Source organism: Pseudaminobacter salicylatoxidans (genome assembly GCF_003148475.1).
GTDB classification, from domain to species: domain Bacteria; phylum Pseudomonadota; class Alphaproteobacteria; order Rhizobiales; family Rhizobiaceae; genus Pseudaminobacter; species Pseudaminobacter salicylatoxidans.
Window position 1 is genome coordinate 97,138 of sequence record NZ_QGGG01000003.1, and the last position, 24,624, is coordinate 121,761.

Genomic DNA, 24,624 nt, shown 5'->3' on the forward strand with positions numbered 1-24,624 from the left:
ACCGAACCGGCCTGGATAATCACCAATCATCTTCATGAATCCGATTCGATCCGTCTGTGTTTATTGCGGCTCCTCGCCGGGCCGGAGCGAGAAGTACATCAAGGCCGGGCACGTGCTGGGCCGATCGCTCGCGGAAGCCGGGTTGCGCCTCGTCTATGGCGGCGGCACCAAGGGCATCATGGGCGCGGTTGCCGATGGCGCCTTGCGCGCGGGCGGCAAGGTGTCCGGCATCATTCCTCGCTTCCTGATCAACAAGGAAGCGACCGAGAATGCGCTCGGCCGCCTGGACGAGCTGATCGTCACCGACAACATGCATGAGCGCAAGCACATGATGTTCGAAAAGTCGGACGCTTTCGTGGCGCTTCCCGGCGGCATCGGCACGGTCGAGGAAATCGTCGAGATCATGACCTGGGCGCAGCTTGGGCACCATCGCAAACCCATCGTGTTCGCCAATGTTGACGGCTTCTGGGACCCGATGCTCACGCTGCTGGACCATATGCGCGCGGAAGGCTTCGTCCATACCGGCCATCTGGTGCAGCCACTGGTGGTCAATCAGATTGAAGCCGTGGTGGCGGCAATCCTTGCCGAAGGCGCCGTTGTGGACGCGCCCACCACAGGCGTGCAGACCCTCATCGACAAGATGTGACGGCCTTGTGCCGCCACGGCCGGGCGGCGGTCTATGCGGCTTCCTGCCGTGCGGCGGGCCGATGGAAGAACCCCGACCAGGTATAGATCGCCAGCGCCAGCCAGATCAGCCCGAATGCTGTCATGCGTACGCCGTCGAACGGTTCGTCGAAGGCGAACACGGCGATGAAGAAGATGATGGTCGGCGCGATATATTGCATGAGGCCGATGGTGGAGAGCTTGAGAAGCTTCGCACCGAAGGCGTAAAGCAGCAACGGCACCGCCGTTATCGGCCCGCAGGCCAGCAGAAGGCCGATGTCGCCTGGGCTGGAGAACACGAAATGCCCCTGCCCTTGCGCCTGCAACCACAGAATATAGGCAAAAGCCGGCAAGGCGAGAATCAGCACCTCCAGGAAGAAGCCCTGGCTCGGGCCGATCGGCAGCGTCTTGCGCAGGAAGCCATAGACCGCGAAGGTCGCCGCCAGCGCCAGCGACACCCACGGCAATCCGCCCGCGTCGAAAGCCAATATCAGCACCGCCAGGACCGCAAGGCCGATTGCGACAAGCTGGAAGCGGTTCGGCTTTTCGCCCAGCAGCACGGCCCCCATCGCCACGCTCAGCAGCGGGTTGATATAGTAGCCAAGCGCCGTTTCCAGCGTTCTGTCGACAGAGATCGCCCAGACATAGATGCCCCAGTTGCAGGTGATGAAGGCCGCCGTGACTGCCGCCATCAGCATCGTGCGCGGCGAGCGTAGCGCCACCTTCACATCCGCCGTGCGGCCAAGCACCAGCAGCGTGACGCCTGCAATGGGCAGCGACCAGAGGATGCGGTGCGCAACCACCTCCGCCGCCGGAATATGCGCCACCAGCTTCATGAAAAGCGGCAGCGCGCCCCACAACAGATAGGCTGACAGCGCAAACAGAAAACCGCTGTTGCCTGTGGCGTCAGACGTGGTGGGCTCGGAAGTCATGCGCCACCTATGCGCCGGTTCGTTGCCGGAAACCACCGTAAACTTTTGATGGAACGTTGACTTTCGCTTATGCCAGCGACGACGTGCTACTCTGCCGCCACCAGCCCTGCCATCTCGCGGTTCTTCATCAGCTTGTAGACGATCGAATCCATCAACGCCTGGAACGAGGCGTCGATGATGTTGTCGGAGACGCCCACAGTGGACCAGCGCGCGCCGGTGGAATCATGGGATTCGATCAGCACGCGGGTGATCGCCTCCGTGCCGCCATTGAGGATACGCACCTTGTAGTCGGCCAGTTCCAGATCGGCGATTTCGTGCTGGAACCTGCCCAGATCCTTGCGCAGAGCGATGTCGAGCGCGTTGACCGGGCCATGCCCCTCGGCGACAGACATCTTCTCCTCGCCATCGACGATGACCTTGACGATGGCCTCCGACACCGTCTTCAGCGCGCCATTGGCGTCATAGCGGCGCTCGACCATGCAGCGGAACGAGGTCACCCGGAAGAAATCCGGCACCGTGTGCAGGAAGCCGCGGGCCAAGAGCTCGAAGCTGGCATCGGCGCCTTCGTAGGCGTAGCCCTGCGCCTCGCGGTCCTTGACGGCGGCGATCAGTGAATCGAGACGGCCGTCATCCTTCGGAACGTCAATGCCGCGCCGCTTCAGTTCGGCGATGAAATTGGCCTTGCCGCCCTGATCCGACACCATGACCCTGCGGCGATTGCCCACCGTTTCAGGCGGCACATGCTCGTAGGTCTGGGGCTCCTTGATGAGCGCGGAGGCATGGATGCCCGCCTTGGTCGCAAAGGCCGAAGCCCCGACATAGGGCGCCTGCGCGTTCGGCGCACGGTTGAGCAGCTCGTCGAAATTGCGCGACAGGCGCGAAATGCCTTCCAGCGCCTCGACCGAGATACCGGTTTCGAAACGCCCGGCAAAAGTGGGCTTCAGCACCAGAGTCGGGATCAGGGTGGTCAGATTGGCATTGCCGCAGCGCTCGCCGATGCCGTTCAGCGTGCCCTGGATCTGGCGCGCGCCGGCCTCCACCGCGGCAAGCGAATTCGCGACCGCCTGCCCGGTGTCGTCATGGGCGTGGATGCCAAGATTTGTGCCGGGGATGCCGGCAGCGATGACCTTGCCGACGATCTCGCCCACTTCGGAAGGCTGCGTGCCGCCATTGGTGTCGCACAGCACCACCCAGCGTGCGCCGGCTTCCAGCGCGGTGCGGGCGCAGGCCAGCGCATAGTCGGGATTTGCCTTGAACCCATCGAAGAAATGCTCGCAATCGACCATGGTTTCGCGCCCAGCTGCCTGGGCGACCGCAAGGGAGGCAGAGATGGACTCGAGATTGTCCTCATTGCTGCAGCCCAGCGCCACGCGCACATGGTAGTCCCAGCTCTTGGCAACGAAGCAGATCGTATCCGACTTCGCCTGCAGGAGTGTGGCCAGCCCCGGATCGTTGGAGGCCGAGACACCCGCCCTCTTGGTCATGCCGAAAGCGGAAAACCGGGCGCGCGTGGTGCGCTTTTCGGTGAAGAAGGCGGTGTCGGTGGGGTTAGCGCCCGGATAGCCGCCCTCGACATAGTCGAGACCGAACGCATCCAGCATGGCGCTGATCGCAATCTTGTCCTCGATCGAAAAATCGACGCCCGGCGTCTGCTGGCCGTCGCGCAGTGTCGTGTCGTAGAGGTAGATGCGTTCTTTGGTCATTGTTTCTGTGCTTTCGTCGGTCCACCCGGCACATGGGGCGGCATTTCAATTCAGGCTTCGCGCTTTCCGCCATATTGATCGGTGGCGCGTATGAGCCTGTCGAGGATGCCGGGCTCGGAATAGGCGTGGCCGGCTCCTTCGATCAGGTGGTATTCGGCTTCGGGCCAGGCCTTGTGCAGTTCCCATGCGGTGACGGGCGGACAGGCCATGTCATAACGGCCCTGCACGATGACGCCGGGGATGCCCTTGAGCTTGCCGGCGTCGCGGATGAGCTGGCCGTCATCCATCCAGCCGGCATGCACGAAATAGTGGTTCTCGATGCGCGCAAAAGCGAGCGCGAATTCATCCTCGCCGAACTTGTCGCTGGTTTCGGGCTCCGGCAGCAGGGTGATCGTCTCGCCCTCCCACACGCTCCATGCCTTGGCGGCGGCGATGCGCGTGGCCTTGTCGTCGCTGGTCAGCCGCGCGCGATAAGCCTGCACGAAGCTGTCCCGCTCCCGTTCGGGGATTTGTGCAATGAAACGCTCCCATTTTTCCGGGAACATCAGGGATGCGCCGTGCTGGTAGTACCAGTCCACCTCGCTGCGGCGGAGCGTGAAGATGCCGCGCAGCACCAGTTCGCTGACGCGTTCCGGATGTGTTTCGGCATAGGCCAGCGCCAACGTCGAGCCCCAGGAGCCGCCGAACACCAACCATGTGTCGAAGCCGGTCATCTCGCGCAGGCGCTCCATGTCGGCCACCAGATGCCATGTTGTGTTGGCTTCGAGTTCCGCATGCGGGGTCGAGCGGCCACAGCCGCGTTGGTCGAACAGGATCACGTCATAGAGCTTCGGATCGAACACCTGCCTGTGCTTTGGCGAAATGCCGCCTCCGGGGCCGCCATGCAGGAACACCGCAGGCTTGGCGCCACGCGTGCCCACCCGCTCCCAATAGACGCGATGGCCGTCGCCGACATCGAGCATACCGCTGTCGAACGGTTCGATTTCGGGATAGAGCGTGCGCAACGTCTCGGTCATTCCGTTTGCCCTTTTCGTGGCGGCCATGTTTCCGTGTCATGGTCGGGGTGCTGGTAGGAGACGAGTGTCGCCAGGAACTCGGCCGCGTTCTCGTCGGCCATGGTCTCCTCACCCGGCAGATTGGGCACGTCATCGACATAGGGAAGCTTCGCTTCAATGCCCCACTGAATGACCGGGGCAAGTTCCGCCGGTTGATCGAAGGCGCCGATCATTATCGCCATGCCATCCGGAGCCTCGTAAGTGAGCGGCGTGCCACATTTGCTGCAGAAGCCGCGCGAGACATGATTGGACGAGCGAAACCGGCCCGGCTCGCCGCGCGTCCATTCAAGCTTCGCGCCGCGCACGGAGACGAGCGGGGCGTAGAAGCCGCCACTCGCCTTCTGGCACATGCGGCAATGGCAGATCGAGGCATCCCCCAGCGCGCCCTCGATGCGAAAACGCACCGCGCCGCACTGGCAACCGCCGCTGTAGACAGGCTTGTTGTCCAGGCTCATTGCGCAACTCCTGTCATTCGGGCGTGTGACAGACGGCCTCGACATTGTTGCCGTCGGGGTCGAAGACGAAGGCGCCATAGTAATCGGGATGGTAATGCGGGCGCAGGCCCGGCGCACCATTGTCCCTGCCGCCGGCAGCGATTGCCGCCGCGTGGAATGCGTCCACCTCCGCACGCGAGCGCGCCGTAAAAGCATAGTGACGGCCCGGCCCCGTATCCGCCGCCTCATGCAGCCAGAAGGTAGGCCGGTCGCGGCCATAGCCGCCGACTTTCGCGCCGCCGGTATATTCGGCCGGCACCATCATCAGGAGCGACGCGCCAAGCGGGGCCATGGCCTTGTCGTAGAAAGCCTTCGAGGCTTCGAAATCACGCACGATTATGCCAAGATGATCGATCATCGCCTTACCTCCCATGTGGTGACGCGTTCGCCGGTGGTCGGGTCCTTCCCATCCTTGAGCTGGACGCCCTGTTCCAGAAGCTCGTTGCGGATGCGGTCGGCGGAAGCCCAGTCCTTCGCCGCGATGAACGCGAGGCGCTCCGCGATCGCCCCGGCAACGGCATCTTCGTCCACATCCGCCGCCTGAAGCTGGAAGCCGAGGAACAGGAGCGCGGATTTCAGTTCCGCCGCAGCCCTGGCGTCGGATGCAGCCTCGTTCGCCAGATGCGACATAAGCTGAAAGACCGCGCTCGTGGCCAGATCGTCGGACAGCGCCTCCACCACACCCGCCGGAACCGGCGCAGTCTCGGTCGGGGCCATATCGGCAGCGCGCTTCCACTTGCGCAGAGTGTTTTCGGCCTCTTCAAGCTTGCGCACTGAAAAGTCTATCGGCTCGCGATAATGCGTCATCAGCATGGCCAGACGCAGCACTTCGCCCGGCCAGTTGCGGCCGCCGAATTTTTCCGTTTCCAGCAATTCGTTGATGGTGACGAAATTGCCTTCGCTCTTTGACATCTTGCGGCCTTCGACCTGCAGGAAGCCATTGTGCAGCCAGTAATTGGCCATGACAGCGGTGCCGTGGGCACAACGCGACTGGGCGATCTCGTTTTCGTGGTGCGGGAAGATCAGGTCGAGCCCGCCGCCATGAATGTCGAACACCTCGCCGAGATATGCCGCACTCATGGCCGAGCACTCGATGTGCCAGCCGGGCCGGCCCCTGCCCCACGGGCTGTCCCAGCCCGGCTCTTCGGGCGAAGAAAGCTTCCACAGCACGAAGTCGCCGGGGCTTTTCTTGTGCGCATCTACGGCGATGCGGGCCCCGGCCTGCTGCTCGTCCAGATTGCGCTTCGAAAGCTCGCCGTAATCCGGCATGGAGCCGGTGTCGAACAGAACTTCGCCAGCAGCTTCATAGGCATGGCCGCGTTCGATCAGGCTTTGAATCAGGCTGATCATGTCGGCCTTGCCATCGGCGCGGGGCTGTACGAACTCGGTCGCGCGCGGCTCATATGTGGGCGGCAGGGTGCCGAGCACCGCCACGTCCTTGTGGAACTGGTCGGCGGTCTTCTTCGTGACCTTCGCGATGGCCTCGTTGAGCGGCAGGTCGGGAAAATCGCGCAAGGCACGCGCATTGATCTTGTCGTCCACGTCGGTGATATTGCGGACATAGGTGACATGATCGTCGCCATAGAGGTGTCGCAGCAGCCGGAACATCACGTCGAAGACGATCACCGGCCGCGCATTGCCGATATGGGCGAAGTCGTAAACGGTCGGGCCGCAGACATACATGCGCACATTGTCGGGGTCGATCGGCACGAAGTCCTCCTTCGTGCGCGTCAGTGTGTTGTGGAGCCGCAAGCCCTTAAATCCGTTCGACATTCAAAATCCCAGTCCGTTCGGCAATCCGCTGCAGCGGACGCGTTGAGGCTCCAGCCTGCTGGCCGGGGCGTTTGTCCTGTCGAGAGAAAAGGCGAAAACGTCCAGACCAGCGCGTGCGCTAGCCAATAATGCAAATGCCGCAAATGGCGAAAGGCGTTTTCATGGCAAGCTTTATCGCCTCCGGCGTTTTCGGCGTCAAGTCGCAACTTGCCGAAAACCGCCGTTCTGGCGTCGCTACAACGGTCGATAAGATTTTATTAAACATGAAACCATCGGCATCTCCGGCGTCACGATTTGGTCCCAAAGCGGGCGAACGATAAGCCGGATCGAAAACCAACCAGGGGAAGGAAACAATGTCGGCCATGAAGAGCGAAGCAGACCGTATCCGCGCTCAATATGCGGCGCTGACCAAGCACTATCGCGCCATCGGCCCCGCGGCCATTCTTGCCGCCGTGCTGGCGGCCAAGAAGCGCAAGCCCTCAGCCAACAAGCCTGCTTGACAGGCTGAAGCCGATACTGGTCATCACCAGCCCTATCAGCACATCCAGCACCCGCCATGCCGACGGCCGGGCAAAGATCGGTTGCAGCAATCGCGCACCATAACCAAGCCCGAAGAACCAGACGAAGGACGCCAGCATGGCGCCCAGAGCATAGGCGAGACGGTCGGCCCCGTCATAGCGGGCCGACAGTGACCCCAGCAGCACCACCGTGTCGAGATAGACATGCGGGTTAAGGAAGGTGAAGGCCAGGCACGCGGCAACTGCCGACTTCAGGCTGGCTTCACCCACATTGGCGGCTTTCAGAACGTCGGGCCGCATCGCGCGGCGAAAGGCGATGAACGCATAGCTGAAAAGAAACAGCGCACCGCCCACGGTGACGACATTGATGAGCACCGGCGACTGCGAGATCAGCGTGCCCAGACCTGCAACGCCGGCCGCGATCAGCACGGCATCCGAAAGCCCGCAGATCAGGCACAGAATGAACACATGCTGCTTCAACAGCCCCTGTCGCAGGATGAAGGCATTCTGCGCGCCGATGGCGACGATGAGGGACGTGCCGAGCAGGAAGCCCGACAAAGCCGCGGTAGAGGAAGTCGAAATCATCGAGAAAGCCGCTTGCTGGGAACCGGAACTAGAAAAGCGTCATCTGCGCCGGATCGGGCGGACGTGCCTTGCCACGCTCGGCTTTAGGCGGCTCCGAGGCCGATATCAACTCGGCGCGCTCCTGAATCTCCGGCCCGACATTTGCCACCTTGTTCACCAGATCGGAAACCGGGATCGCTTCAAAGAAATCCGGCTCGGTCGGGCGTAGCAAGTCGGCAACGTCGCGCGGCTCCTGAAAGCGGCAATCCAGCCAGCGCGAAAAGTCATGCTGATGGATCACCACGGGCATGCGCTCATGGATATGCGCAATGTCCCGGCTGGCGCCGGTGGTGAGGATCGCGCCGGTGTCCATCTCCGCCCCACCCGGCTCGGCATAGGTTTCCATCAGGCCGGCAAAGGCGATCACGCCGCCCTGCCGGGGACGGATCCAGTAGGCTTGCGTGCGCTTGCCGCCAACCTGCCGCCATTCGTAGAAACCGGAAGCGGGAATGAGGCTGCGGCGGTGGCGCATGGCGGCGCGGAACGAACTTTTCTCCGCGGCGGTTTCGGAACGCGCGTTGATCAGCAGCGGGAAGTCGCGCGTATCCTTCACCCAAGCCGGAAGCAGGCCCCAGCGCACCAGAAGCGAGCGGCGGTCGGGCAGGTTGGAGCCGGGCTGGCGCGGTTCGCCCGCCGTAACCATGAGGATTGGCTGCGTCGGCGCGATGTTGTATCGCGGCGGAAACGCCTCCAGATCGGGCACGGAAAACGCCTCATCGACCTCTTTGGGCGTGGCAGTCAGCGCAAAACGTCCGCACATTCCTTCACAATACCGTTTGGCCTTCACAATACCGCTTGGTTCGAGGAGGCAATCTGACGGTGGAAATCCGTCACGGCAACCTGTATCGGTTGAACCGGAGGGCTCGTCCCCAGCCAAATCGGGCCGACAGGAAGGCACAATATGTCCGCACGACAGACTATACCTGCGGTTTCGGTGGCGCTGATGCGCGGCGACAGCATATTGCTGGTCAAGCGTGGCCAGGCGCCGTCGCGCGGATACTATGCCTTTCCGGGCGGCCGCGTGGAACCCGGCGAGACCGACGAGCAGGCCGCGCGGCGGGAGCTTCTGGAGGAAACCGGGCTGGAAGTCGGCGAGATCATGCCGTTGCGCGCCTATATGATCGAGGCGGAGCGCGACGGACGGGAAATCATCTATCGGCTGCAGGTGTTTGCCGGGCGCGATCGCGGCGGCGAGCCGCGTGCCGATACCGACGCCGAGGAGGCTGCCTTCTTCACGCTGGCCGAGATGGATGCCTTGCTCGTCACACCCTCCGTTCTGGAAGTTTCGCGCGAGCTTTTGAGCAATCGATAAGCTGGGAATTGTGGCATCCGTGCCTTGCGGCTGACAAATTGTTTCGCCAAAAGGCGATATGCGCCGCATTTTGCTGCTTTTTACTGCGTTTCTTGTTGCCACATCGGCCGTCACACTGCCGACACGGGCTGCGGAAGCGCCCTTCGAGAACAGCCTGATGCGGCTTTCGGAAGTGCTTGGCTCGCTGCATTTCCTGCGCAATCTGTGCGGCGAGAAAGGCACCCGGTGGCGTGATGAGATGCAGAAGCTGCTCGACGCTGAAAAGCCCGACGAAACACGGCGTGCGAAACTGGTCGCCAGCTTCAATCGTGGTTACCGCTCGTTCGAGGGAACCTATACGAAGTGCACGCCTTCGGCCACCGAAGCAATCGCGCTTTACATGAAAGAAGGCGAGACGCTGACGAGAGAAGTTACCGACCGCTATGGGAATTAAGGACAGGTTTACTTTCCCTGCAATGCCGGTCGTACATGGCTTCGTCATTGTGCTAGGTTGTTAACGGGACATTAAAGGGAAAGCTCAAGTTGGCCCGAATGCGGGTCCGGACTTGAAGGGGTAGAAGATGAGTATGCAACGCGCGACCGGCGACCTTGACGAACTGGTCAGGGAAGAAAAGCGCCTGACGGCGGTAGAGTGCCACAACGAGGCGTGGGCCGAGGGTTTTTCGGCCGGTATCGAAACCGAAATCCTGGCGGAAACGGCGCTCGACACCGCTTTCTGCGAAATCCTGCGTGCCAATGGCGAAGCCGCCGCGCTCGCCTTGCTCGACCATATCCGCGAAAAAGTAATCGCCGGCGAGTTCGAACCGGAACGACTGCGGCATTGATACATCCCCAACGCGGCCGATTCAGTGTAAAAGGCTGACCGGACACCGAATCCAAGTACGCGGAGAGGATGGGACATGCAGACAACGACGCGAAGCACATCGGGGACCTTGAAGAACAGGGGCTTCGCGACCCTTCTGTGGCTGGCCACGGCAGGTATTTTCATTCCGGGCTATTTCATCTCCACGCAACAGGCTGCCGCGCTGAGCGAGATAAAGCGCGAGGAATTGCCTGCAACGCCGGCCGCCCCGGCCGAAACGCAGACCGCGCCGGACCAGGCCGCGCCGCCCGCCGACGAGCAGACGCCTTCGGAAGCTCCCGATCCGGATGAAGCCGAACCCAGCCAGGTGACACCGGCGACCCCGCATCTGGGCGAAGATCCGAACGCACCGCTGCCCGAAATCATCTACGACATAAGCAAGCTTCCCGAGCCGGTGCAGAATATGCGCCAGCAGCTTCTGGATGTGGCCCGGAGCGGCGATCCGGAAAAGCTGCGCGCACTGCTCGTCACCACAGGCGATGATGCGACCCAGCTTTCAGTGATTGGCCTGGACGAAGACCCGATCACGTTCCTCAAGGATCAGTCCGGCGACAAGAACGGCGAGGAAATCCTTGCCATTATCGAGAACCTGCTGAACGCGGGCTATGTCCATCTCGAAGCCGGCACGCCGGAAGAGGTCTATGCCTGGCCCTACTTCTTCGGCATGCCGCTCGACCGGCTCACCGCGCGCCAGCGCGTGGAACTGTTCAAGATCGTGACCGCCGGCGACTATGAGGACATGAAGAGCTACGGCGTCTACAACTTCTACCGCCTCGGCATTACGCCGGAAGGCAAATGGGCGTTCTTCGTGGCCGGCGAATGAGGCCGCCAGTTTTGCCGAACTGAATCAAAATCGCCCGCCAGGCATCTGCTTTGGCGGGCGATTTCGTTTTCACGCTTGAGGCATTTGCCCCAGCTTTGATCAGGCCGGCAGCGCCTCGGAAAACAGGACCGGCTGCCCCCGCCCCGGCGCGACGATCTCGCCTTCCCACATCACCCGCGTGCCGCGAATGATGGTGCCGACGGGCCAGCCCTTCACTTCCCTGCCGTCATAGGGCGTCCAGCCGGCCCTGGATCCGGCCTGCTCGTTGGTGATGGTCTCGCGGCGCTTCATGTCCACGACGGTGAAATCCGCATCGTAGCCGGCCGCGATGCGGCCCTTGCGCGCCATGCCGAACAGGCGCTGCGGGCCGTGGCTGGAAAGATCCACGAAACGTTCCAGCGTCAGCTTTCCGGCATTGACGTGGTCGAGCATGATCGGAACAAGCGTCTGCACGCCGGTCATGCCCGAGGGCGAGGCCGGATAGGGCTTTGCCTTTTCCGCAAGCGTATGCGGTGCGTGGTCGGAGCCGAGCACATCGACGATGCCCTGGCTGATGCCATGCCAGACGCCATCGCGGTGACGGGCATCGCGCACCGGCGGGTTCATCTGGATCAGATTGCCGAGCGTCGCATAATCCTCCGACGACAGCGTCAGGTGATGGGGCGTCGCCTCGCAGCTCGCCACATCCTTGTGATGTTCGAGGAAATCGATCTCTTCCGCCGTCGAGATGTGCAGCACGTGAATGCGCGCGCGCGCCTCGCGCGCAATGCGCACGAGGCGCTCGGTGCAGAGCAGGGCTGCGATCTCGTCACGCCAGACCGGATGCGAGGAGGGATCGCCCTCGATGCGTTCGCCGAGACGTTCACGCAGGCGGAACTCGTCCTCCGAGTGGAAGGCGGCGCGGCGGCGCGTATTCTTCAGGATCGAGCGAACGCCCTCGTCATCCTCGACCAGAAGATCGCCGGTGGAGGAACCCATGAAAACCTTGATGCCCGCCGCACCCGGCAGGCGTTCCAGCTCGGCGACGTCCTTCGCGTTCTCGCGCGTGCCGCCAACCCAGAACGCGAAGTCGCAATGCATGCGGTTCGTGCCGCGGGCAACCTTGTCGGCCAGCGCCTCTTCGCTCGTGGTCAGAGGATTGGTGTTGGGCATCTCGAAAACGGCGGTGACGCCGCCCAGAACCGCCGCGCGCGAGCCGGTTTCCAGATCTTCCTTGTGCTCCAGCCCCGGCTCACGGAAATGCACCTGGCTGTCGACCACGCCCGGCAGGATATGCAACCCCCGGCATTCGATGGTTTCGGCGGCCGAAGCCTGGCGCAGATCGCCGATCGCGGCGATGCGGCCATCGCGCACGCCGACATCGCGCACGCCCGCGCCATCATGATTGACGACCGTGCCGCCCTTGAGGATGAGGTCGAAAGTCGCTGTCATTTGCCACCTTGCTCCTGGGTTTCGTGGGGCTTACGTAATGACCAGTCGATTTTCAAGTCAGGTTATGTCCATGCCTTCAACCCCGCTTCCCGACCGCACCCTCATTTCCGTGACCGGAGCGGACGCCGAGCATTTTCTGCAGAACCTGATCACCACCGATCTCGACGCGCTTGGCGAGGGCGAGGCAAGGCCCGGCGCGCTGCTGACCCCGCAGGGCAAGATCATGTTCGATTTCCTGATCTCACGCGCTGGTTCCGGCGGTTTCCACGTTGAATGCCGCGCTGACATCGCCGACGATTTCCTGCGCCGGCTGATGCTCTACAAGCTGCGCGCCAAGGTGGAGATTGCCAAGCAGGAACAGACGCTTGTGGGCGTTTCGTGGGATTCCGATTCACCGGCTTCCAGCAACGATTCAATTTCGGTGCGCGACAACCGATTCAGGGAGCCGGCAGCAGCCTGGCGCATCTATGCCGCCAGCATCCGCGCAACGGCGGACCTTGCGGGGTGGCACGCCTATCGCATCGCCAGTGGCGTTGCCGAAAGCGGCAGCGACTACGCCCTGGGCGATGCTTTTCCGCATGACGTGCTGCTCGACGAAACCAATGGCGTGGGTTTCCGCAAAGGCTGCTATGTCGGTCAGGAGGTCGTGTCGCGCATGCACCATCGCGGCACCGCACGCCGCCGCGTGATGCTGGTTTCGGCCGACACGCCCCTGCCCGATCCGGGCACCGGCATCCTCGTCAATGGCCGCAACATCGGCACGCTCGGTTCCGTTTCCGGCGCGCACGGCCTCGCCATCGTGCGGATCGACCGGGTGAAGGACGCGCTTGACGATGGCGCCGCGATCGTTGCGGCCGAAATCCCCCTGACGCTCTCCATTCCGGCCTGGGCGAAATACACCCTTCCCCAGCAAGCCGGCGCGGAGGAGACATAAATGGCCGACAGGGCCGGCGCGCCGCAGCGTGCCTGGCAGCGCATGCTTTCGGGCCGCCGTCTCGACCTGCTCGACCCGTCTCCGCTTGACGTGGAGATTTCCGACATTGCGCACGGGCTGGCCCGCGTGGCCCGCTGGAACGGTCAGACTGAGGGCGATCACGCCTTTTCGGTCGCGCAGCATTCGCTGCTGGTGGAAGCGATCTTTTCGAGACAGGCGAAGGCCCCCTCGCCCGACGAGCAGCTTGCCGCACTGCTGCACGACGCGCCCGAATATGTGATCGGCGACATGATCTCGCCTTTCAAATCGGTGGTCGGCGTCGGCTACAAGCAGGTGGAGCAGCGGCTGCAGCGCGCCATCCACATCCGCTTCTCGCTTGCGCCCGACATCAGCGAAAAGCTGAAAAAGGAGATCAAGCGGGCCGACCAGATCGCCGCCTATTTCGAGGCGACGCATCTGGCCGGCTTCTCGGTGCAGGAAGCCACCAAGTTTTTTGGACGCCCACGCGGAATTTCGGCCGATGCGTTCGATCTGTCATGCCGCCCGGCCAAGACGGCGCAGGCCGCCTTCGTGAAACGCTTCACGACCATAGAACACATGCGCAAAAAGACCTAGAGCAGCGGACGTTCTGACGAACGCGGCTCCGCTGCCCCAGCCCGGTTTTCTTAGCTGCGTTTATGCGACGCCAGAGGATTCCGCCCCGCCAGTCACCCATGGTGGACCGATGTCGCCATTCTTGACGGCGGTTGGAGCCGCTTTTCATAACACAACGCAGTCATGCCGTCGGCATAATGGTTCCGGCGCGCTGCAAAGCGCCTGTAATGACCGTTCTCGTAACGGTTGATCGCGCGCAGATTGTCCAGCCGAACGTCAACCCGCATTGCCTCGCAACCTTTCGCGGCTGCCGCCTTCTCGGCCTCGGCAAGAAGTTCACGTCCCAGGCCGCGTCCATTGACGGGGTCGACCGCAAGCGAATGGAGCCGCGCCCAGGGGCTGCCAGCCCTGTAGAACACCGCGCAATAGCCTTCCAGAACGCCATTGTCGCAAGCGACCAGAAGCAGGACGCTGCGACTGCGGATCATGTGCCGGAAGGCGCGGCGGGACGTGCGACGATTGAGGAACGCCAATGTTTCGACTGCGACGAGCGCATCGGTGTCATCAGAACGGGCCGGACGGATTTTCGCTGACATCGAGCCGGAAGACCTCGCAGGAAAGGCTGCGATAGCAGGCGCAACGTTGCTGCCGCTGCGATAACGCAAAGGCGCGGATAGGGTTGCGCACTTCGCGTTCAGGCCGCGCTGTCGCCGGGTTGGCGGGGCTTTGCCGCCCGGTGCTTGCGCAGCGCATTGAGGAAGCCTGCCCGCGCTTCGGGCGAAGCCAAGCCACGCGGCTCATAGACATGTCGGACAAAGAAAAATTCCGTCAGTCGGAACGCCTGCTCGACAGCCGCCAGTTCGGCATGCGCATCCGGCTCGCCGATCAGGAAGGCCGGCAGCGGCAAGAGCTTGTCATGCCATGGCAAACCCGCCTCCCGCGACACTGCACGGCCCGATTTCGGCGAGACATAGACAAGCCCTTCTCGGCGGCCTGTGGCCGCGCATTCGCTGAGATCGAGGCCGAAACCGAGCTCTTCCAGCATCACCAGTTCGAACCGCACCGCGAGTTCGCCGGCTGTCGCGACCTCGTCCAGATGCTCGATTAGCAGCCCCAGCATTTCATAGAGGTGAGGATGCGGGTCGCGTTCGGGCAACAGCCGCAGATGCGCGGCGAGCGTCTGCAATCCATAGACCGCGCATGCGCTTTCAAACAGCCGCGCGGCATTGAGTTCCAGCGCCTCGACCTGGAACATCCCCATATGCTCGTCCAGCCGCGCGCGCCAGGTTATATCGACGCGATTGCCCGCCTGCAGCACCGGCTGCGCCTTGCGGGACCGCCCGCCGCGCACCATGCCGAGGTGGCGGCCATGGGCGCGCGTCATCACCTCAAGTATGACGCTGGTTTCGCCATGCTTGCGGGTGCCAAGGATTATGCCCTCGTCGCGCCATTCCATGTCCGGAGATTCAGCCGCTCAGTGCGGGAATTCAAGTCCCATCTCGCGATAGCGCTCGGGATCGTCACCCCAGTTCTCGCGTACTTTCACGAACAGGAAGAGATGCACCTTCTGTTCGAGGATTTCGCCGATGTCCTTGCGCGCGGCCTGCCCGATGGAGCGGATCGTCTCGCCCTTGTGGCCAAGCACGATCTTCTTCTGGCTGTCGCGCTCCACATAGATCACCTGCTCGATGCGCACGGAGCCATCGGGCTTTTCCTCCCACTTCTCCGTCTCGACATGCGAAGAATAGGGAAGTTCCTGATGCAGCCGCAGATAAAGCTTTTCGCGGGTGATCTCGGCCGCCAGTTGCCGCATGGGCAGATCGGAGAGCTGATCCTCGGGATAGTACCATGGGCCGGCCGGCAGGGCCTTCGCCAGATGATCGAGGATGGCCTTGCAACCCGCTCCCGTCAGCGCCGAAACCATGAAGGTGGCATCGAAGGAAACGCGCTTGTTGGCCTCCTCGGCCAGCAGCAGCAGGCTTTCCGGCTTCACCCGATCGATCTTGTTCAGCACGAGAATCCTGGGCTGGCGCACTTCGGCCATATTGGTCAGGATCGCATCCGCATCGCCCCTGACGCCGCGCTCAGCGTCGATGATGACCATGACCATGTCGGCATCCTTGGCCCCGCCCCAGGCGGTGGTGACCATGGCCTGGTCGAGCCGGCGACGCGGCTTGAAGATGCCGGGCGTATCCACGAACACGATCTGCGCGTCGTCGTGCGTGGCGATGCCGCGCACGATGGCGCGCGTGGTCTGCACCTTGTGGGTGACGATCGACACCTTGGCGCCGACAAGCTGATTGACCAGGGTCGACTTGCCGGCATTCGGCGCGCCGATCAGGGCAACGAAGCCAGAGCGGGTGGCGGGTTCGGCTTCGCTCACTGTTCACTTCCTTCCTGGCTCCAGACGCCCTCGCGCCGGAGCATGGTTGCTGCCGCGGCCTGTTCGGCCTCGCGTTTCGAGCGGCCGGTTCCGAAGGCCGGCTCGAATTTCCCGACGCGGACGCTGACCGAAAACAGCGGATCATGGTCCGGGCCCTCGCGGCCCTCGATCCGATAGGACGGGGTCGCGCTGGCCGCCTGATGCGCCCATTCCTGCAACTCGGTCTTGGGGTCGCGACGGGCGGCTCCGCTGACCTTGGAGCGCGGCTCCCAATAACGCAGGATGAAGCTGCGGGCGGCGTCCAGTCCACCATCGAGATAGAGCGCCGCGATCAGGGATTCCAGCGCATCGGCGCGAATGTTCACGCGCTTGCGCCCCGCAAGGCTCTTCACTTCGCTGCCTGCACGGATCAGTTCAGCCAGACCGATTTCGTCGGCGATCTCGGCCAGCGCCTCGGCATTGACCAGAGCGTTGAGCCGCACCGACAATTCGCCTTCCGCTGCCAGCGGAAAGGCCTTGAACAGCATGTCGGCAATCACCAGCCCCAGCACCCGGTCGCCCAGGAACTCGAAGCGCTCATAATCCGCGCCCGGCTTGACGCCGCGCGCACTGGCATGGGTCAGCGCGCGCTGCAAGCGTTGGAGATCGGTGAATGTATGTCCGGTGCGCTCGCGCAATATATCCGCAAGCGCCTGCCCGGTCGGTCGTTTGAGTGCCATGCTAGCGCACGAAGGTGAAGAGGCGCGAGCCGCGCACCTGCGTCGGCCACTTCCAGATCTCGAGCGGGCTGGCGCCCCCGGCGATCGAGAAGAAGATGATGTTGGCGCGGCCCACGAGATTCTCTTCCGGCACGTAGCCGACCGAGAACCGGCTGTCGGTGGAGTTGTCGCGGTTGTCGCCCATCATGAAATAGTGGCCTTCCGGCACCACGAATTCGCGCGTGTTGTCGCCGATGGAACTGGGTGTCAGATCGAGCGTGTCGTAGGATACGCCGTTGGGCAGCGTCTCGCGATAGACATCGACGGGACGATTGACCTCGGTGATGTCCGGATTGTCGATCTGGCCGACCTTCACGCGCGGAACGGCGACATCGTTGATGAAGAGCTGGCCGTCGCGCATCTGAATACGGTCGCCCGGCAGGCCGACCACACGCTTGATGTAATCCAGCGACGGGTTGGGCGGGAACTTGAAGACCACGACATCGCCGCGCTCGGGCTCGCTGCCCCAGATGCGGCCGGAAAAGAGATTCGGCGAAAACGGCAGCGAATAGCGCGAATAGCCATAGGCCCATTTCGTCACGAAAAGGTAGTCGCCCTCAAGCAGGGTCGGGCGCATCGACCCCGAAGGGATGGAAAACGGCTGAAAGAGAAAGGTGCGAATGACCAGCGCAAGCAAAAGCGCCTGGATGATGACGCTGACCGTCTCGCCAAGCCCGCCGGATTTTTTCTCAGGTTTATCAGCCACGCTCATCTCATCCTCAATTGTGGATTGCGTCTGGGTATAAGGGCTTGGTGCGCAAGGAGCAATGCGCGCGTCTCACGAGCCTCAGGAAAATGGCGGTTCTTCGACAGGCAAGGCTTCTATTATGACAAAGGCCTGGGCCAGCGGGAAATCATCGGTGATCGTCAGGTGGATGACGCCGCGATGCCCCGGCGGAAGCATTTTTTCGAGTTGTGCCGCCGCCCCACCCGTCAACTGCATGGTGGGCTTGCCGCCGGGCAGGTTGACCACGCCCATGTCGCGCCAGAAAACACCGTGCGACATGCCCGTGCCGAGCGCCTTGGAGCAAGCCTCCTTCGCCGCGAAACGCTTGGCATAGGAGGCCGCGCGCTCCTTGCGCCGTTCGGACTTCGCCTGCTCGATCCCGGTGAAGACGCGGACCTTGAAGCGCTCGCCATAGCGCTCCAGGGACTTTTCGATGCGCCTGATATCGATGAGATCGCTTCCGATGCCGATGATCACGGCCCTGCCCCTCAGATGTTACGGCTACCCGGCTTGACCGCCGGAATGGCTGCCAGTTCCGGTGGCAGCGCATCGGCCGGATAGGCCGGGACCTCATATTCGGCGAGCGCGACCAGCGGCACACCGACATCGCTCTTGCCAGCCGAACGGTCGATGATGCAGGCGGCCGCTGCGACTTCGGCGCCCAGCTCGCGCAGGCATTCTATCGTCTCGCGGATCGACAGGCCCGTGGTGACGATATCCTCCACGATGACGACGCGCGCACCCTTCGGGATTTCGAAGCGGCGCAGGCGGAAGACGCCCCCTTCCCGCTCAACCCAGATTGCCGGCACGCCGAGATGGCGCGAGGTTTCATAGGCCGGGATCAGCCCGCCGATGGCAGGCCCCACGACATAGTCGATCTTGCCCGGCACTTCGGCACGGATTTTTTCCGCCAGCGCGCGGCACAGCTTCTCCGTCTTGTCGGCATGCATGAAGACGCGCGCCTTCTGCAGGAAGACGGGACTGCGCAGCCCCGAGGTGAGGATGAAGTGGCCTTCGAGGACCGCACCCGCTTCGCGAAAAATGTCCAGAACCTGTTCGGTATTCATGATGCTCCCGCAGTCATATGGTCAGCCGTTGACGCGCTTGGCATCGCTGACGCTCGAGTTTTCCTTGAGCTGCGAGAGCAGCCGGTTCAGATGCTTCAAATCCCAGACCTCGAGATCGATCAGCATTTCGGTGAAGTCGGGCGCAGTGCGCACCATCGACAATGTATGGATATTGGCGTCGTTCTCGGCGATCACCTGCGCGATCTCGGCCAACGAGCCCGGCGCGTTGATCGCAATGACCGAGATGCGGGCGGGGAAACGCTCCTTGGTTTCCTCGTCGATGTCCCAGCGCACGTCGACCCAGCGCTCCGGCTGGTCGTCGAAGGCCGTCAGCGAGGGCGACTGGATCGGATAGATGGTGATGCCCGAGCCCGGCTGCATGATGCCGACGATACGGTCGCCCGGCACCGCGCCCTCGGGCGCAAAGCGCACCGGCAGGTCGCCACGCACGCCGCGGATGGGCACTGCACCGCCCGTCGCCGCGCGGCTTCCCTTGCGTGGAGAGCCTCGCCCCGGAATCTGGAACAACATGCCGGCGGCGTTGCGGATTTTCGACCACCCTTCCTCGCGCTGCTTCGGCGCCTGCGTGACGCGCTCGTCCTTGAAGTCAGGGTAGACGGCCTTCATCACATCCGTGGAGGAAAGCTCGCCGCGGCCGACGGAGGCCAGGACGTCCTCGATGTCCTTGCGCGCCAGCCGGTGCAATACCGGCTTCAGCACATCCTTGGAGAAGGTCTTGTCGGCACGCTCGAAAGCGCGCTCGAGAATGCGCACGCCAAGGCCGGAATATTGCTTGCGGATCGCATTCTTGGTCGCACGGCGGATGGCGGAGCGCGCCTTGCCGGTGACGACGATGGATTCCCACGCGGCGGGCGGAACCTGCGCCTTGGAGCGGATGATCTCCACCTCGTCGCCGTTCTTCAGCTCCGTCATCAGCGGCATGATGCGGCCGTTGATCTTGGCGCCGACGCAGGTGTCGCCGACATCGGTATGCACCGCATAGGCAAAGTCGATGGGCGTCGCCTTGCGCGGCAGGGCGATCAGCATGCCCTTGGGCGTGAAGCAGAACACCTGGTCCTGGAACAGTTCCAGCTTGGTGTTTTCCAGGAAATCTTCCGGATTGTCGCCCTCGGCAAGCTGCTCGATGGTGCGCCGCAGCCAGGCATAGGCATTGGTTTCCTTCGAGATGCTGTGGCTGGCGCTGACCTTGCCGCCCGTATCCTTGTAGAGCGCATGGGCGGCAACGCCATATTCGGCGACCTTGTTCATCTCACGGGTGCGTATCTGCAATTCGATGCGCTGGCGCGACGGGCCGACGATGGTGGTGTGGATAGAGCGATAATCGTTCTGCTTGGGGGTGGAGATATAGTCCTTGAAGCGCCCCGGCACCATCGACCATGTCGTATGGATGGCGCCCAGCGCCAGATAGCACTGCTCGACCGTATCGACGATGACGCGAAAGCCGAAAATGTCGGAAAGCTGCTCGAAGGACAACGCCTTGGCTTCCATCTTGCGGAAGACGGACCATGGCTTCTTCTGACGGCTCGTGACGGTCGCCTTGATCGAATATTTCGTGAACAGTTCCGAAAGCGAGTTTTCGATTTCGGCGATCACACCCTTGTTGCGTTCGGAAACCTCGGCCAGCCGTTCGGTCACAGTGCGGTAGGCTTCGGGATTTATATACTGAAACGCAAGCTCCTCCAGTTCCTCGCGCATGCCCTGCATACCCATGCGGCCGGCCAACGGCGCATAGATATCCATGGTTTCCTCGGCGATACGCAGGCGCTTGTCCTCGCGCATATGGTTGAGGGTGCGCATATTGTGCAGCCGGTCGGCCAGCTTGACGAGCAGAACCCGCACGTCTTCCGAGATCGCCAGCAGCAGCTTGCGCAGGTTCTCCGCCTGCTCCGCCTTCTTGGAAACCAGGTCGAGCTTCTTGAGCTTCGTCAGCCCCTCCACCAGCTTGCCGAGATCGGGACCGAAGAGTTCGTCGATTTCCTGACGGGTGGCGGATGTGTCCTCGATGGTGTCATGCAGCAGCGCCACCGCGATGGTGGCCTCGTCCATGTGCATGTCGGTGAGGATCGCGGCCACTTCGAGCGGATGCGAAAAATACGGATCGCCTGAAGCGCGCTTCTGATGGCCATGCTTCTGCATGGCGTAAACATAGGCTTTGTTGAGAAGCGCCTCATTGACGTCGGGCTTGTAGCGCTGCACGCGCTCGACAAGCTCATATTGACGCATCATGGGCCAGATCTCACACACATAATAAATATGAATCATGCGCCGGATCGAACAATCCGGCGCATGTCATAAATAACCACGAAACGACCGGCACGGAAGTGCCGGCTTCATCGCAACGGATCAGAAATCGTCGCTTTTTTCCGGCGCAACGAGACCTTCGATGCCGGCGAGCAGGTCTTCCTCGCTCATGCGGTCGAAAGTGATGTTCTCTTCTTCGCGGTCGTCCTCGGCAGCAGCCACGGCAACCTCGGTCTGGTCGGCAAGCGCATGACCTTCGGCTTCGGGTTCGTCCACCTCGACATGCTTCTGCAGCGAATGGATCAGATCTTCCTTGAGATCGCCCGGCGACAGGGTCTCATCGGCGATCTCACGCAGCGCCACGACCGGATTCTTGTCGTTGTCACGCGGAACGGTGATGGCCGCGCCCTGGGAAATCTGCCGGGCGCGATGACCTGCCAGAAGCACCAGCTCAAAGCGGTTGTCGACCTTGTCGATGCAATCTTCAACGGTTACGCGGGCCATGACTGCCCCTTTCATGCACGGATGTAGTGGAAAACAGCGCGGGTCATAACCTGAATGACCTCGAAAAACAAGCATAAAGCTTGCTATCGCACGCAGCCAGCCATTCGAGAACGCCCCGCAGGCGCCCGTGCCACCCGAATTGTAACAATTTATTTCAGAGTGTCATAAAATCCTTGGAATGGAACCGCGTCAGCGATAATTTCGAACATAATAAAGTCGCGAAAATCACTTTTTACAGGCAACCCCTAAACGACGTGTGCGTTTTTGAAGGAATTGCCTATTGCCCCCAAAGGATATTTCACATGTTTGACCCTCGTGAAAAGATTGCTCTCTTTATAGATGGGGCAAATCTCTATGCCACATCGCGCTCGCTTGGCTTCGACATCGACTATCGCAAGTTGTTGGCGAGTTTTCAGAAGCGCGGCTATCTGCTGCGCGCCTACTATTACACGGCCCTTGTCGAGGATCAGGAATATTCCTCCATCCGCCCATTGATAGATTGGCTGGACTATAACGGCTTCAAGGTAGTGACCAAGCCGGCCAAGGAGTTCACGGATTCGACCGGACGCCGCAAGATCAAGGGCAATATGGACATCGAGCTGACGGTTGACGCTTTGGAACTGGCTGACGTCATCGATCACTATGTCATCTTCTCGGGCGACGGCGATTTTCGCACATTGGTCGAGGCGCTTCAGCGGCGCGGCAAGAAGGTGAGCGTGGTTTCCACCATGGCCTCGCAACCCCCGATGATCTCGGACGACCTGAGAAGGCAGGCCGACCACTTCATCGACCTGATGACGCTGAAGGCCGAGATCGGCCGCGACCCGTCGGAGCGGCCGATACGCAAGGTCGAGGCCGCAAACCCTGATGCGGATGGCGACGACTTCTGATACGTCCAGTCGAGATGACGATTCCCGCAACGGTCGAACCGCCGCGCGACTGCCCGCTGTGCCCGCGCCTTCATGATTTCCTCGCTGTCTGGCGCGAGCGCGAACCGGCGTGGTTCAACGCGCCCGTGCCCACCTTCCTCCCTCCGGAGGGACAGGACGGCGTGCGGCTTCTCATCATCGGCCTGGCGCCCGGCCTGCGTGGCGCCAACCGCACCGGAAGACCGTTCACCGGCGACTATGCCGGCGACCTGCTCTATGACACGCTTATTCGTTTCGGCCTCGCCCGCGGGAAATTCGAGGCGCGGCCCGACGACAGCCTGGAGCTGATCTCGACGGCCATCACCAATGCGGTGAAATGCGTACCGCCTGAAAACAAACCGATCGGGGCCGAAATCAACACCTGCCGGCGCTTCCTGCACCGCAACATCGAACGCTTCAAAAATCTGGAGGCGATCCTGACGCTCGGCACCATCGCCCATCAATCGACGGTGCGCGCATTGGGCGGGCGCGTTGCCTCACACCCGTTCAGCCATGGCGGATGCCAGAAGATCGGCAAGATCACGGTTTTCTCGAGCTATCACTGCTCGCGCTACAACACCAATACCGGCCGCCTGACCACGGAGATGTTCGTCGACGTTTTCAGGCAGATACGCGCGGAACTGGACGCTCGAAGCGAATAATCGCCTCGATCAGACACGAAGCCGCCGTGTCCTCAGGCCTGCCCCCAGTGAGAAAAAAGCCGCTTATCCCCGCTCCTTGAGCAGGCGCCCCTTCTCGCGGTTCCAGTCGCGTTCCTTTTCGGTCTGGCGCTTGTCGTGCAGCTTCTTGCCGCGTGCGATCGCCAGCAGCAGCTTGGCGCGACCCTTTTCGTTGAAGTAGATCTTCAACGGCACCATGGTCATGCCTTCGCGCTCGACAGCCTGCGCCAGCCTCGCCATTTCGCGCTTGTTGAGCAGCAGCTTGCGGCGGCGGCGCGGCTCATGGTTGAAGCGATTGCCCTGAAGATATTCAGGCACGTAGGAGTTGATCAGCCAAATCTCGCCACCCTCTGCAGAGGCGTAGGATTCCTGGATATTCGCCTGCCCCTGGCGCAGCGACTTGACCTCGGTGCCGGTCAGCACCAGACCGGCCTCGATCGTGTCGATGACCTCATAGGAAAATCGCGCCTTGCGATTTTCCGCGGCAACCTTGTTGTTGGGATCGGCTTTCTTCTGGCTCATAGATTTGCAGCGCGGCAGGCCCGCGTCAGTTGATCAGTCCGGCGTGCTTCATCGCCGCATCGATCCGCTCAGCGGTCGATTGCTCCACTGTCATCAGCGGCGAACGCACCAGGTTTTCCACCTTGCCCAGCTTCGACAGCGCATATTTTGCGCCGGAAACGCCCGGCTCGAGGAAGATCGCCTTGTGCAGGGGCATCAGCCTGTCCTGCAGTTCCAGCGCGCGCTCCTTGTCGCCGTCCAGGGTTGCTTCCTGGAACTGGGCGCAAAGCCGGGGCGCAACGTTGGAACTCACCGAAATGCAGCCCACGCCGCCATGCGCATTGAAGCCAAGAGCGGACGCATCCTCGCCGGAAAGCTGGACGAAATCCTTGCCGCAGGTCATCCGCTGTTCCGAGACGCGTTCCACCTTGCCGGTGGCATCCTTCACGCCGACGATATTCTTGAAGTCGTGCGCCAGGCGGCCCATCGTTTCGGGCATCATGTCGATCACCGAACGTGGCGGGATGTTGTAGATGATGATCGGCAGGCTGGTCGCACGGGCGACGGTCGCGAAGTGCTCGTAGAGTCCGCGCTGGGTCGGCTTGTTGTAATATGGCGTGACGACCAGAACGGCATCCGCGCCCACCTTTTCGGCATGCCTGACCAACCCTACCGCTTCGGCCGTATTGTTGGAACCGGCACCGGCAATGACAGGCACCCTGCCCCTGGCCACATCAACGCAGGCTTCCACCACCTGGCGGTGCTCTTCATGCGAAAGCGTGGGCGATTCACCCGTCGTTCCCACAGGCACAAGCCCCTTGGTGCCCTCTTCTATCTGCCACTCGACAAAGGCCCGGAAGCATTTTTCGTCGAAACCGCCACCCTGCTGGAACGGCGTAACGAGCGCGGTCATCGAGCCTCTGAACATTGATGCAACTTTTCTGCAGCCTTGCGGTCTGGCAGCCCTTTCTGATGTCGCGGCTTTACTATCCGAAAACGCGACGGCGCACCATAGTCTTGAGATGCCCGATCGCAAAGATCGCGGCCGGTCGAACAATTTCAATTGGACCAACTGCGATAACGATTCGTTAACCTCCCCTTCACCGGCAAGGATTA

At 62.1% G+C, this 24,624-nt stretch carries 31 protein-coding genes; 10 read left to right on the forward strand and 21 right to left on the reverse strand.

Annotated elements, in window-relative coordinates:
* Positions 1-34: 34 nt before the first annotated feature.
* Positions 35-646 (forward strand): LOG family protein, encoded by a 612-nt coding sequence (locus C7441_RS05355; protein WP_109612004.1) that lies wholly within the window; start codon positions 35-37, stop codon positions 644-646.
* Positions 647-677: 31 nt separating this feature from the next.
* On the opposite strand, the gene rarD is transcribed toward C7441_RS05355, so the two are convergent.
* The 7 genes from rarD to C7441_RS23715 form a co-directional block, all read right to left on the reverse strand.
* Complete coding sequence (gene rarD, locus C7441_RS05360) at positions 678-1,595, reverse strand: EamA family transporter RarD (RefSeq protein WP_109612005.1); 918 nt, start codon at positions 1,593-1,595, stop codon at positions 678-680.
* 86 nt (positions 1,596-1,681) lie between these two features.
* A complete protein-coding gene (gene cimA / locus C7441_RS05365) occupies positions 1,682-3,298 on the reverse strand; it encodes a citramalate synthase (protein ID WP_109612006.1) in 1,617 nt (538 codons plus the stop codon).
* Positions 3,299-3,348: 50 nt separating this feature from the next.
* Positions 3,349-4,314, reverse strand: coding sequence for a prolyl aminopeptidase (pip, locus tag C7441_RS05370; protein ID WP_109612007.1), 966 nt, complete (start codon positions 4,312-4,314; stop codon positions 3,349-3,351).
* Positions 4,311-4,808 (reverse strand): GFA family protein, encoded by a 498-nt coding sequence (locus C7441_RS05375; protein WP_019170573.1) that lies wholly within the window; start codon positions 4,806-4,808, stop codon positions 4,311-4,313. Before C7441_RS05375 ends, pip begins: the two co-directional genes overlap by 4 nt.
* A 13-nt stretch (positions 4,809-4,821) precedes the next feature.
* A complete protein-coding gene (locus C7441_RS05380) occupies positions 4,822-5,205 on the reverse strand; it encodes a VOC family protein (protein ID WP_109612008.1) in 384 nt (127 codons plus the stop codon).
* Positions 5,202-6,620, reverse strand: coding sequence for a cysteine--tRNA ligase (gene cysS, locus C7441_RS05385; protein ID WP_109612009.1), 1,419 nt, complete (start codon positions 6,618-6,620; stop codon positions 5,202-5,204). Before cysS ends, C7441_RS05380 begins: the two co-directional genes overlap by 4 nt.
* A gap of 118 nt (positions 6,621-6,738) precedes the next feature.
* On the reverse strand, positions 6,739-6,984 hold the full coding sequence (locus C7441_RS23715) for a hypothetical protein (RefSeq protein ID WP_146201429.1): 246 nt from the start codon (positions 6,982-6,984) through the stop codon (positions 6,739-6,741).
* On the opposite strand from C7441_RS23715, the gene C7441_RS05390 reads away from it, so the two are divergent.
* Positions 6,983-7,120, forward strand: coding sequence for a transcriptional regulator (locus C7441_RS05390; RefSeq protein ID WP_244425200.1), 138 nt, complete (start codon positions 6,983-6,985; stop codon positions 7,118-7,120). The two genes, C7441_RS23715 and C7441_RS05390, sit on opposite strands and share 2 nt — an antisense overlap.
* Here C7441_RS05390 and C7441_RS05395 read toward each other — a convergent pair.
* Entirely contained in the window at positions 7,100-7,723 is a 624-nt protein-coding gene (locus C7441_RS05395) for a LysE/ArgO family amino acid transporter (RefSeq protein ID WP_109612010.1), read from the reverse strand. The genes C7441_RS05390 and C7441_RS05395 overlap by 21 nt on opposite strands.
* Before the next feature lie 28 nt (positions 7,724-7,751).
* A complete protein-coding gene (locus C7441_RS05400) occupies positions 7,752-8,522 on the reverse strand; it encodes an SOS response-associated peptidase (protein WP_109612011.1) in 771 nt (256 codons plus the stop codon).
* 141 nt (positions 8,523-8,663) lie between these two features.
* Between C7441_RS05400 and C7441_RS05405 the strand changes: the two genes are divergently transcribed.
* The 4 genes from C7441_RS05405 (at position 8,664) to C7441_RS05420 (ending at position 10,759) form a co-directional block, all read left to right on the forward strand.
* Complete coding sequence (locus tag C7441_RS05405) at positions 8,664-9,074, forward strand: NUDIX hydrolase (RefSeq protein ID WP_109612012.1); 411 nt, start codon at positions 8,664-8,666, stop codon at positions 9,072-9,074.
* 58 nt (positions 9,075-9,132) lie between these two features.
* A complete protein-coding gene (locus tag C7441_RS05410) occupies positions 9,133-9,507 on the forward strand; it encodes a TIGR02301 family protein (RefSeq protein WP_019170580.1) in 375 nt (124 codons plus the stop codon).
* Between the two features lie 133 nt (positions 9,508-9,640).
* The gene (locus tag C7441_RS05415; RefSeq protein WP_019170581.1) at positions 9,641-9,898 is read left to right on the forward strand and encodes a hypothetical protein; all 258 of its coding nucleotides are present in this window, start codon (positions 9,641-9,643) and stop codon (positions 9,896-9,898) included.
* A gap of 75 nt (positions 9,899-9,973) precedes the next feature.
* The gene (locus tag C7441_RS05420) at positions 9,974-10,759 is read left to right on the forward strand and encodes a hypothetical protein (RefSeq protein ID WP_244916065.1); all 786 of its coding nucleotides are present in this window, start codon (positions 9,974-9,976) and stop codon (positions 10,757-10,759) included.
* A gap of 99 nt (positions 10,760-10,858) precedes the next feature.
* Here the strand turns inward: C7441_RS05420 and C7441_RS05425 are convergent, their stop codons facing one another.
* On the reverse strand, positions 10,859-12,190 hold the full coding sequence (locus C7441_RS05425; protein ID WP_109612014.1) for a dihydroorotase: 1,332 nt from the start codon (positions 12,188-12,190) through the stop codon (positions 10,859-10,861).
* Positions 12,191-12,260: 70 nt separating this feature from the next.
* Between C7441_RS05425 and ygfZ the strand changes: the two genes are divergently transcribed.
* Together ygfZ and C7441_RS05435 are read left to right on the forward strand one after the other, a co-directional pair.
* Positions 12,261-13,124, forward strand: coding sequence for a CAF17-like 4Fe-4S cluster assembly/insertion protein YgfZ (ygfZ, locus tag C7441_RS05430; RefSeq protein ID WP_170125021.1), 864 nt, complete (start codon positions 12,261-12,263; stop codon positions 13,122-13,124).
* Positions 13,125-13,739 (forward strand): YfbR-like 5'-deoxynucleotidase, encoded by a 615-nt coding sequence (locus C7441_RS05435; RefSeq protein WP_109612016.1) that lies wholly within the window; start codon positions 13,125-13,127, stop codon positions 13,737-13,739. It begins immediately after the preceding gene.
* Between the two features lie 92 nt (positions 13,740-13,831).
* Here C7441_RS05435 and C7441_RS05440 read toward each other — a convergent pair whose 3' ends face one another.
* The 9 genes from C7441_RS05440 to rpoZ form a co-directional block, all read right to left on the reverse strand.
* Positions 13,832-14,314, reverse strand: coding sequence for a GNAT family N-acetyltransferase (locus C7441_RS05440; RefSeq protein WP_109612017.1), 483 nt, complete (start codon positions 14,312-14,314; stop codon positions 13,832-13,834).
* Between the two features lie 98 nt (positions 14,315-14,412).
* Positions 14,413-15,174, reverse strand: a complete 762-nt coding sequence (gene recO, locus C7441_RS05445) for a DNA repair protein RecO (RefSeq protein ID WP_109612018.1) — start codon at positions 15,172-15,174, stop codon at positions 14,413-14,415.
* 18 nt (positions 15,175-15,192) lie between these two features.
* The gene (gene era, locus C7441_RS05450; protein WP_109612019.1) at positions 15,193-16,101 is read right to left on the reverse strand and encodes a GTPase Era; all 909 of its coding nucleotides are present in this window, start codon (positions 16,099-16,101) and stop codon (positions 15,193-15,195) included.
* Positions 16,098-16,820 (reverse strand): ribonuclease III, encoded by a 723-nt coding sequence (rnc, locus tag C7441_RS05455; RefSeq protein WP_109612020.1) that lies wholly within the window; start codon positions 16,818-16,820, stop codon positions 16,098-16,100. The genes era and rnc overlap by 4 nt, the downstream gene beginning before the upstream one ends.
* A gap of 1 nt (position 16,821) precedes the next feature.
* On the reverse strand, positions 16,822-17,571 hold the full coding sequence (gene lepB / locus C7441_RS05460; RefSeq protein ID WP_019170589.1) for a signal peptidase I: 750 nt from the start codon (positions 17,569-17,571) through the stop codon (positions 16,822-16,824).
* 75 nt (positions 17,572-17,646) lie between these two features.
* Entirely contained in the window at positions 17,647-18,063 is a 417-nt protein-coding gene (acpS, locus tag C7441_RS05465) for a holo-ACP synthase (RefSeq protein ID WP_109612021.1), read from the reverse strand.
* Between the two features lie 11 nt (positions 18,064-18,074).
* Positions 18,075-18,653 (reverse strand): orotate phosphoribosyltransferase, encoded by a 579-nt coding sequence (gene pyrE / locus C7441_RS05470; protein WP_109612022.1) that lies wholly within the window; start codon positions 18,651-18,653, stop codon positions 18,075-18,077.
* 21 nt (positions 18,654-18,674) lie between these two features.
* Entirely contained in the window at positions 18,675-20,900 is a 2,226-nt protein-coding gene (locus C7441_RS05475; protein ID WP_026060073.1) for a RelA/SpoT family protein, read from the reverse strand.
* A gap of 117 nt (positions 20,901-21,017) precedes the next feature.
* On the reverse strand, positions 21,018-21,419 hold the full coding sequence (gene rpoZ / locus C7441_RS05480) for a DNA-directed RNA polymerase subunit omega (RefSeq protein WP_019170593.1): 402 nt from the start codon (positions 21,417-21,419) through the stop codon (positions 21,018-21,020).
* A gap of 302 nt (positions 21,420-21,721) precedes the next feature.
* On the opposite strand from rpoZ, the gene C7441_RS05485 reads away from it, so the two are divergent.
* A complete protein-coding gene (locus C7441_RS05485) occupies positions 21,722-22,309 on the forward strand; it encodes a LabA-like NYN domain-containing protein (protein WP_019170594.1) in 588 nt (195 codons plus the stop codon).
* A gap of 14 nt (positions 22,310-22,323) precedes the next feature.
* On the forward strand, positions 22,324-22,989 hold the full coding sequence (locus tag C7441_RS05490; RefSeq protein ID WP_109612023.1) for a uracil-DNA glycosylase: 666 nt from the start codon (positions 22,324-22,326) through the stop codon (positions 22,987-22,989).
* A 63-nt stretch (positions 22,990-23,052) separates the two neighbouring features.
* Here C7441_RS05490 and smpB read toward each other — a convergent pair whose 3' ends face one another.
* Together smpB and dapA are read right to left on the reverse strand one after the other, a co-directional pair.
* A complete protein-coding gene (gene smpB / locus C7441_RS05495; RefSeq protein ID WP_109612024.1) occupies positions 23,053-23,529 on the reverse strand; it encodes an SsrA-binding protein SmpB in 477 nt (158 codons plus the stop codon).
* A 25-nt stretch (positions 23,530-23,554) separates the two neighbouring features.
* Complete coding sequence (gene dapA, locus C7441_RS05500) at positions 23,555-24,436, reverse strand: 4-hydroxy-tetrahydrodipicolinate synthase (protein ID WP_109612025.1); 882 nt, start codon at positions 24,434-24,436, stop codon at positions 23,555-23,557.
* Positions 24,437-24,624 lie beyond the last annotated feature (188 nt).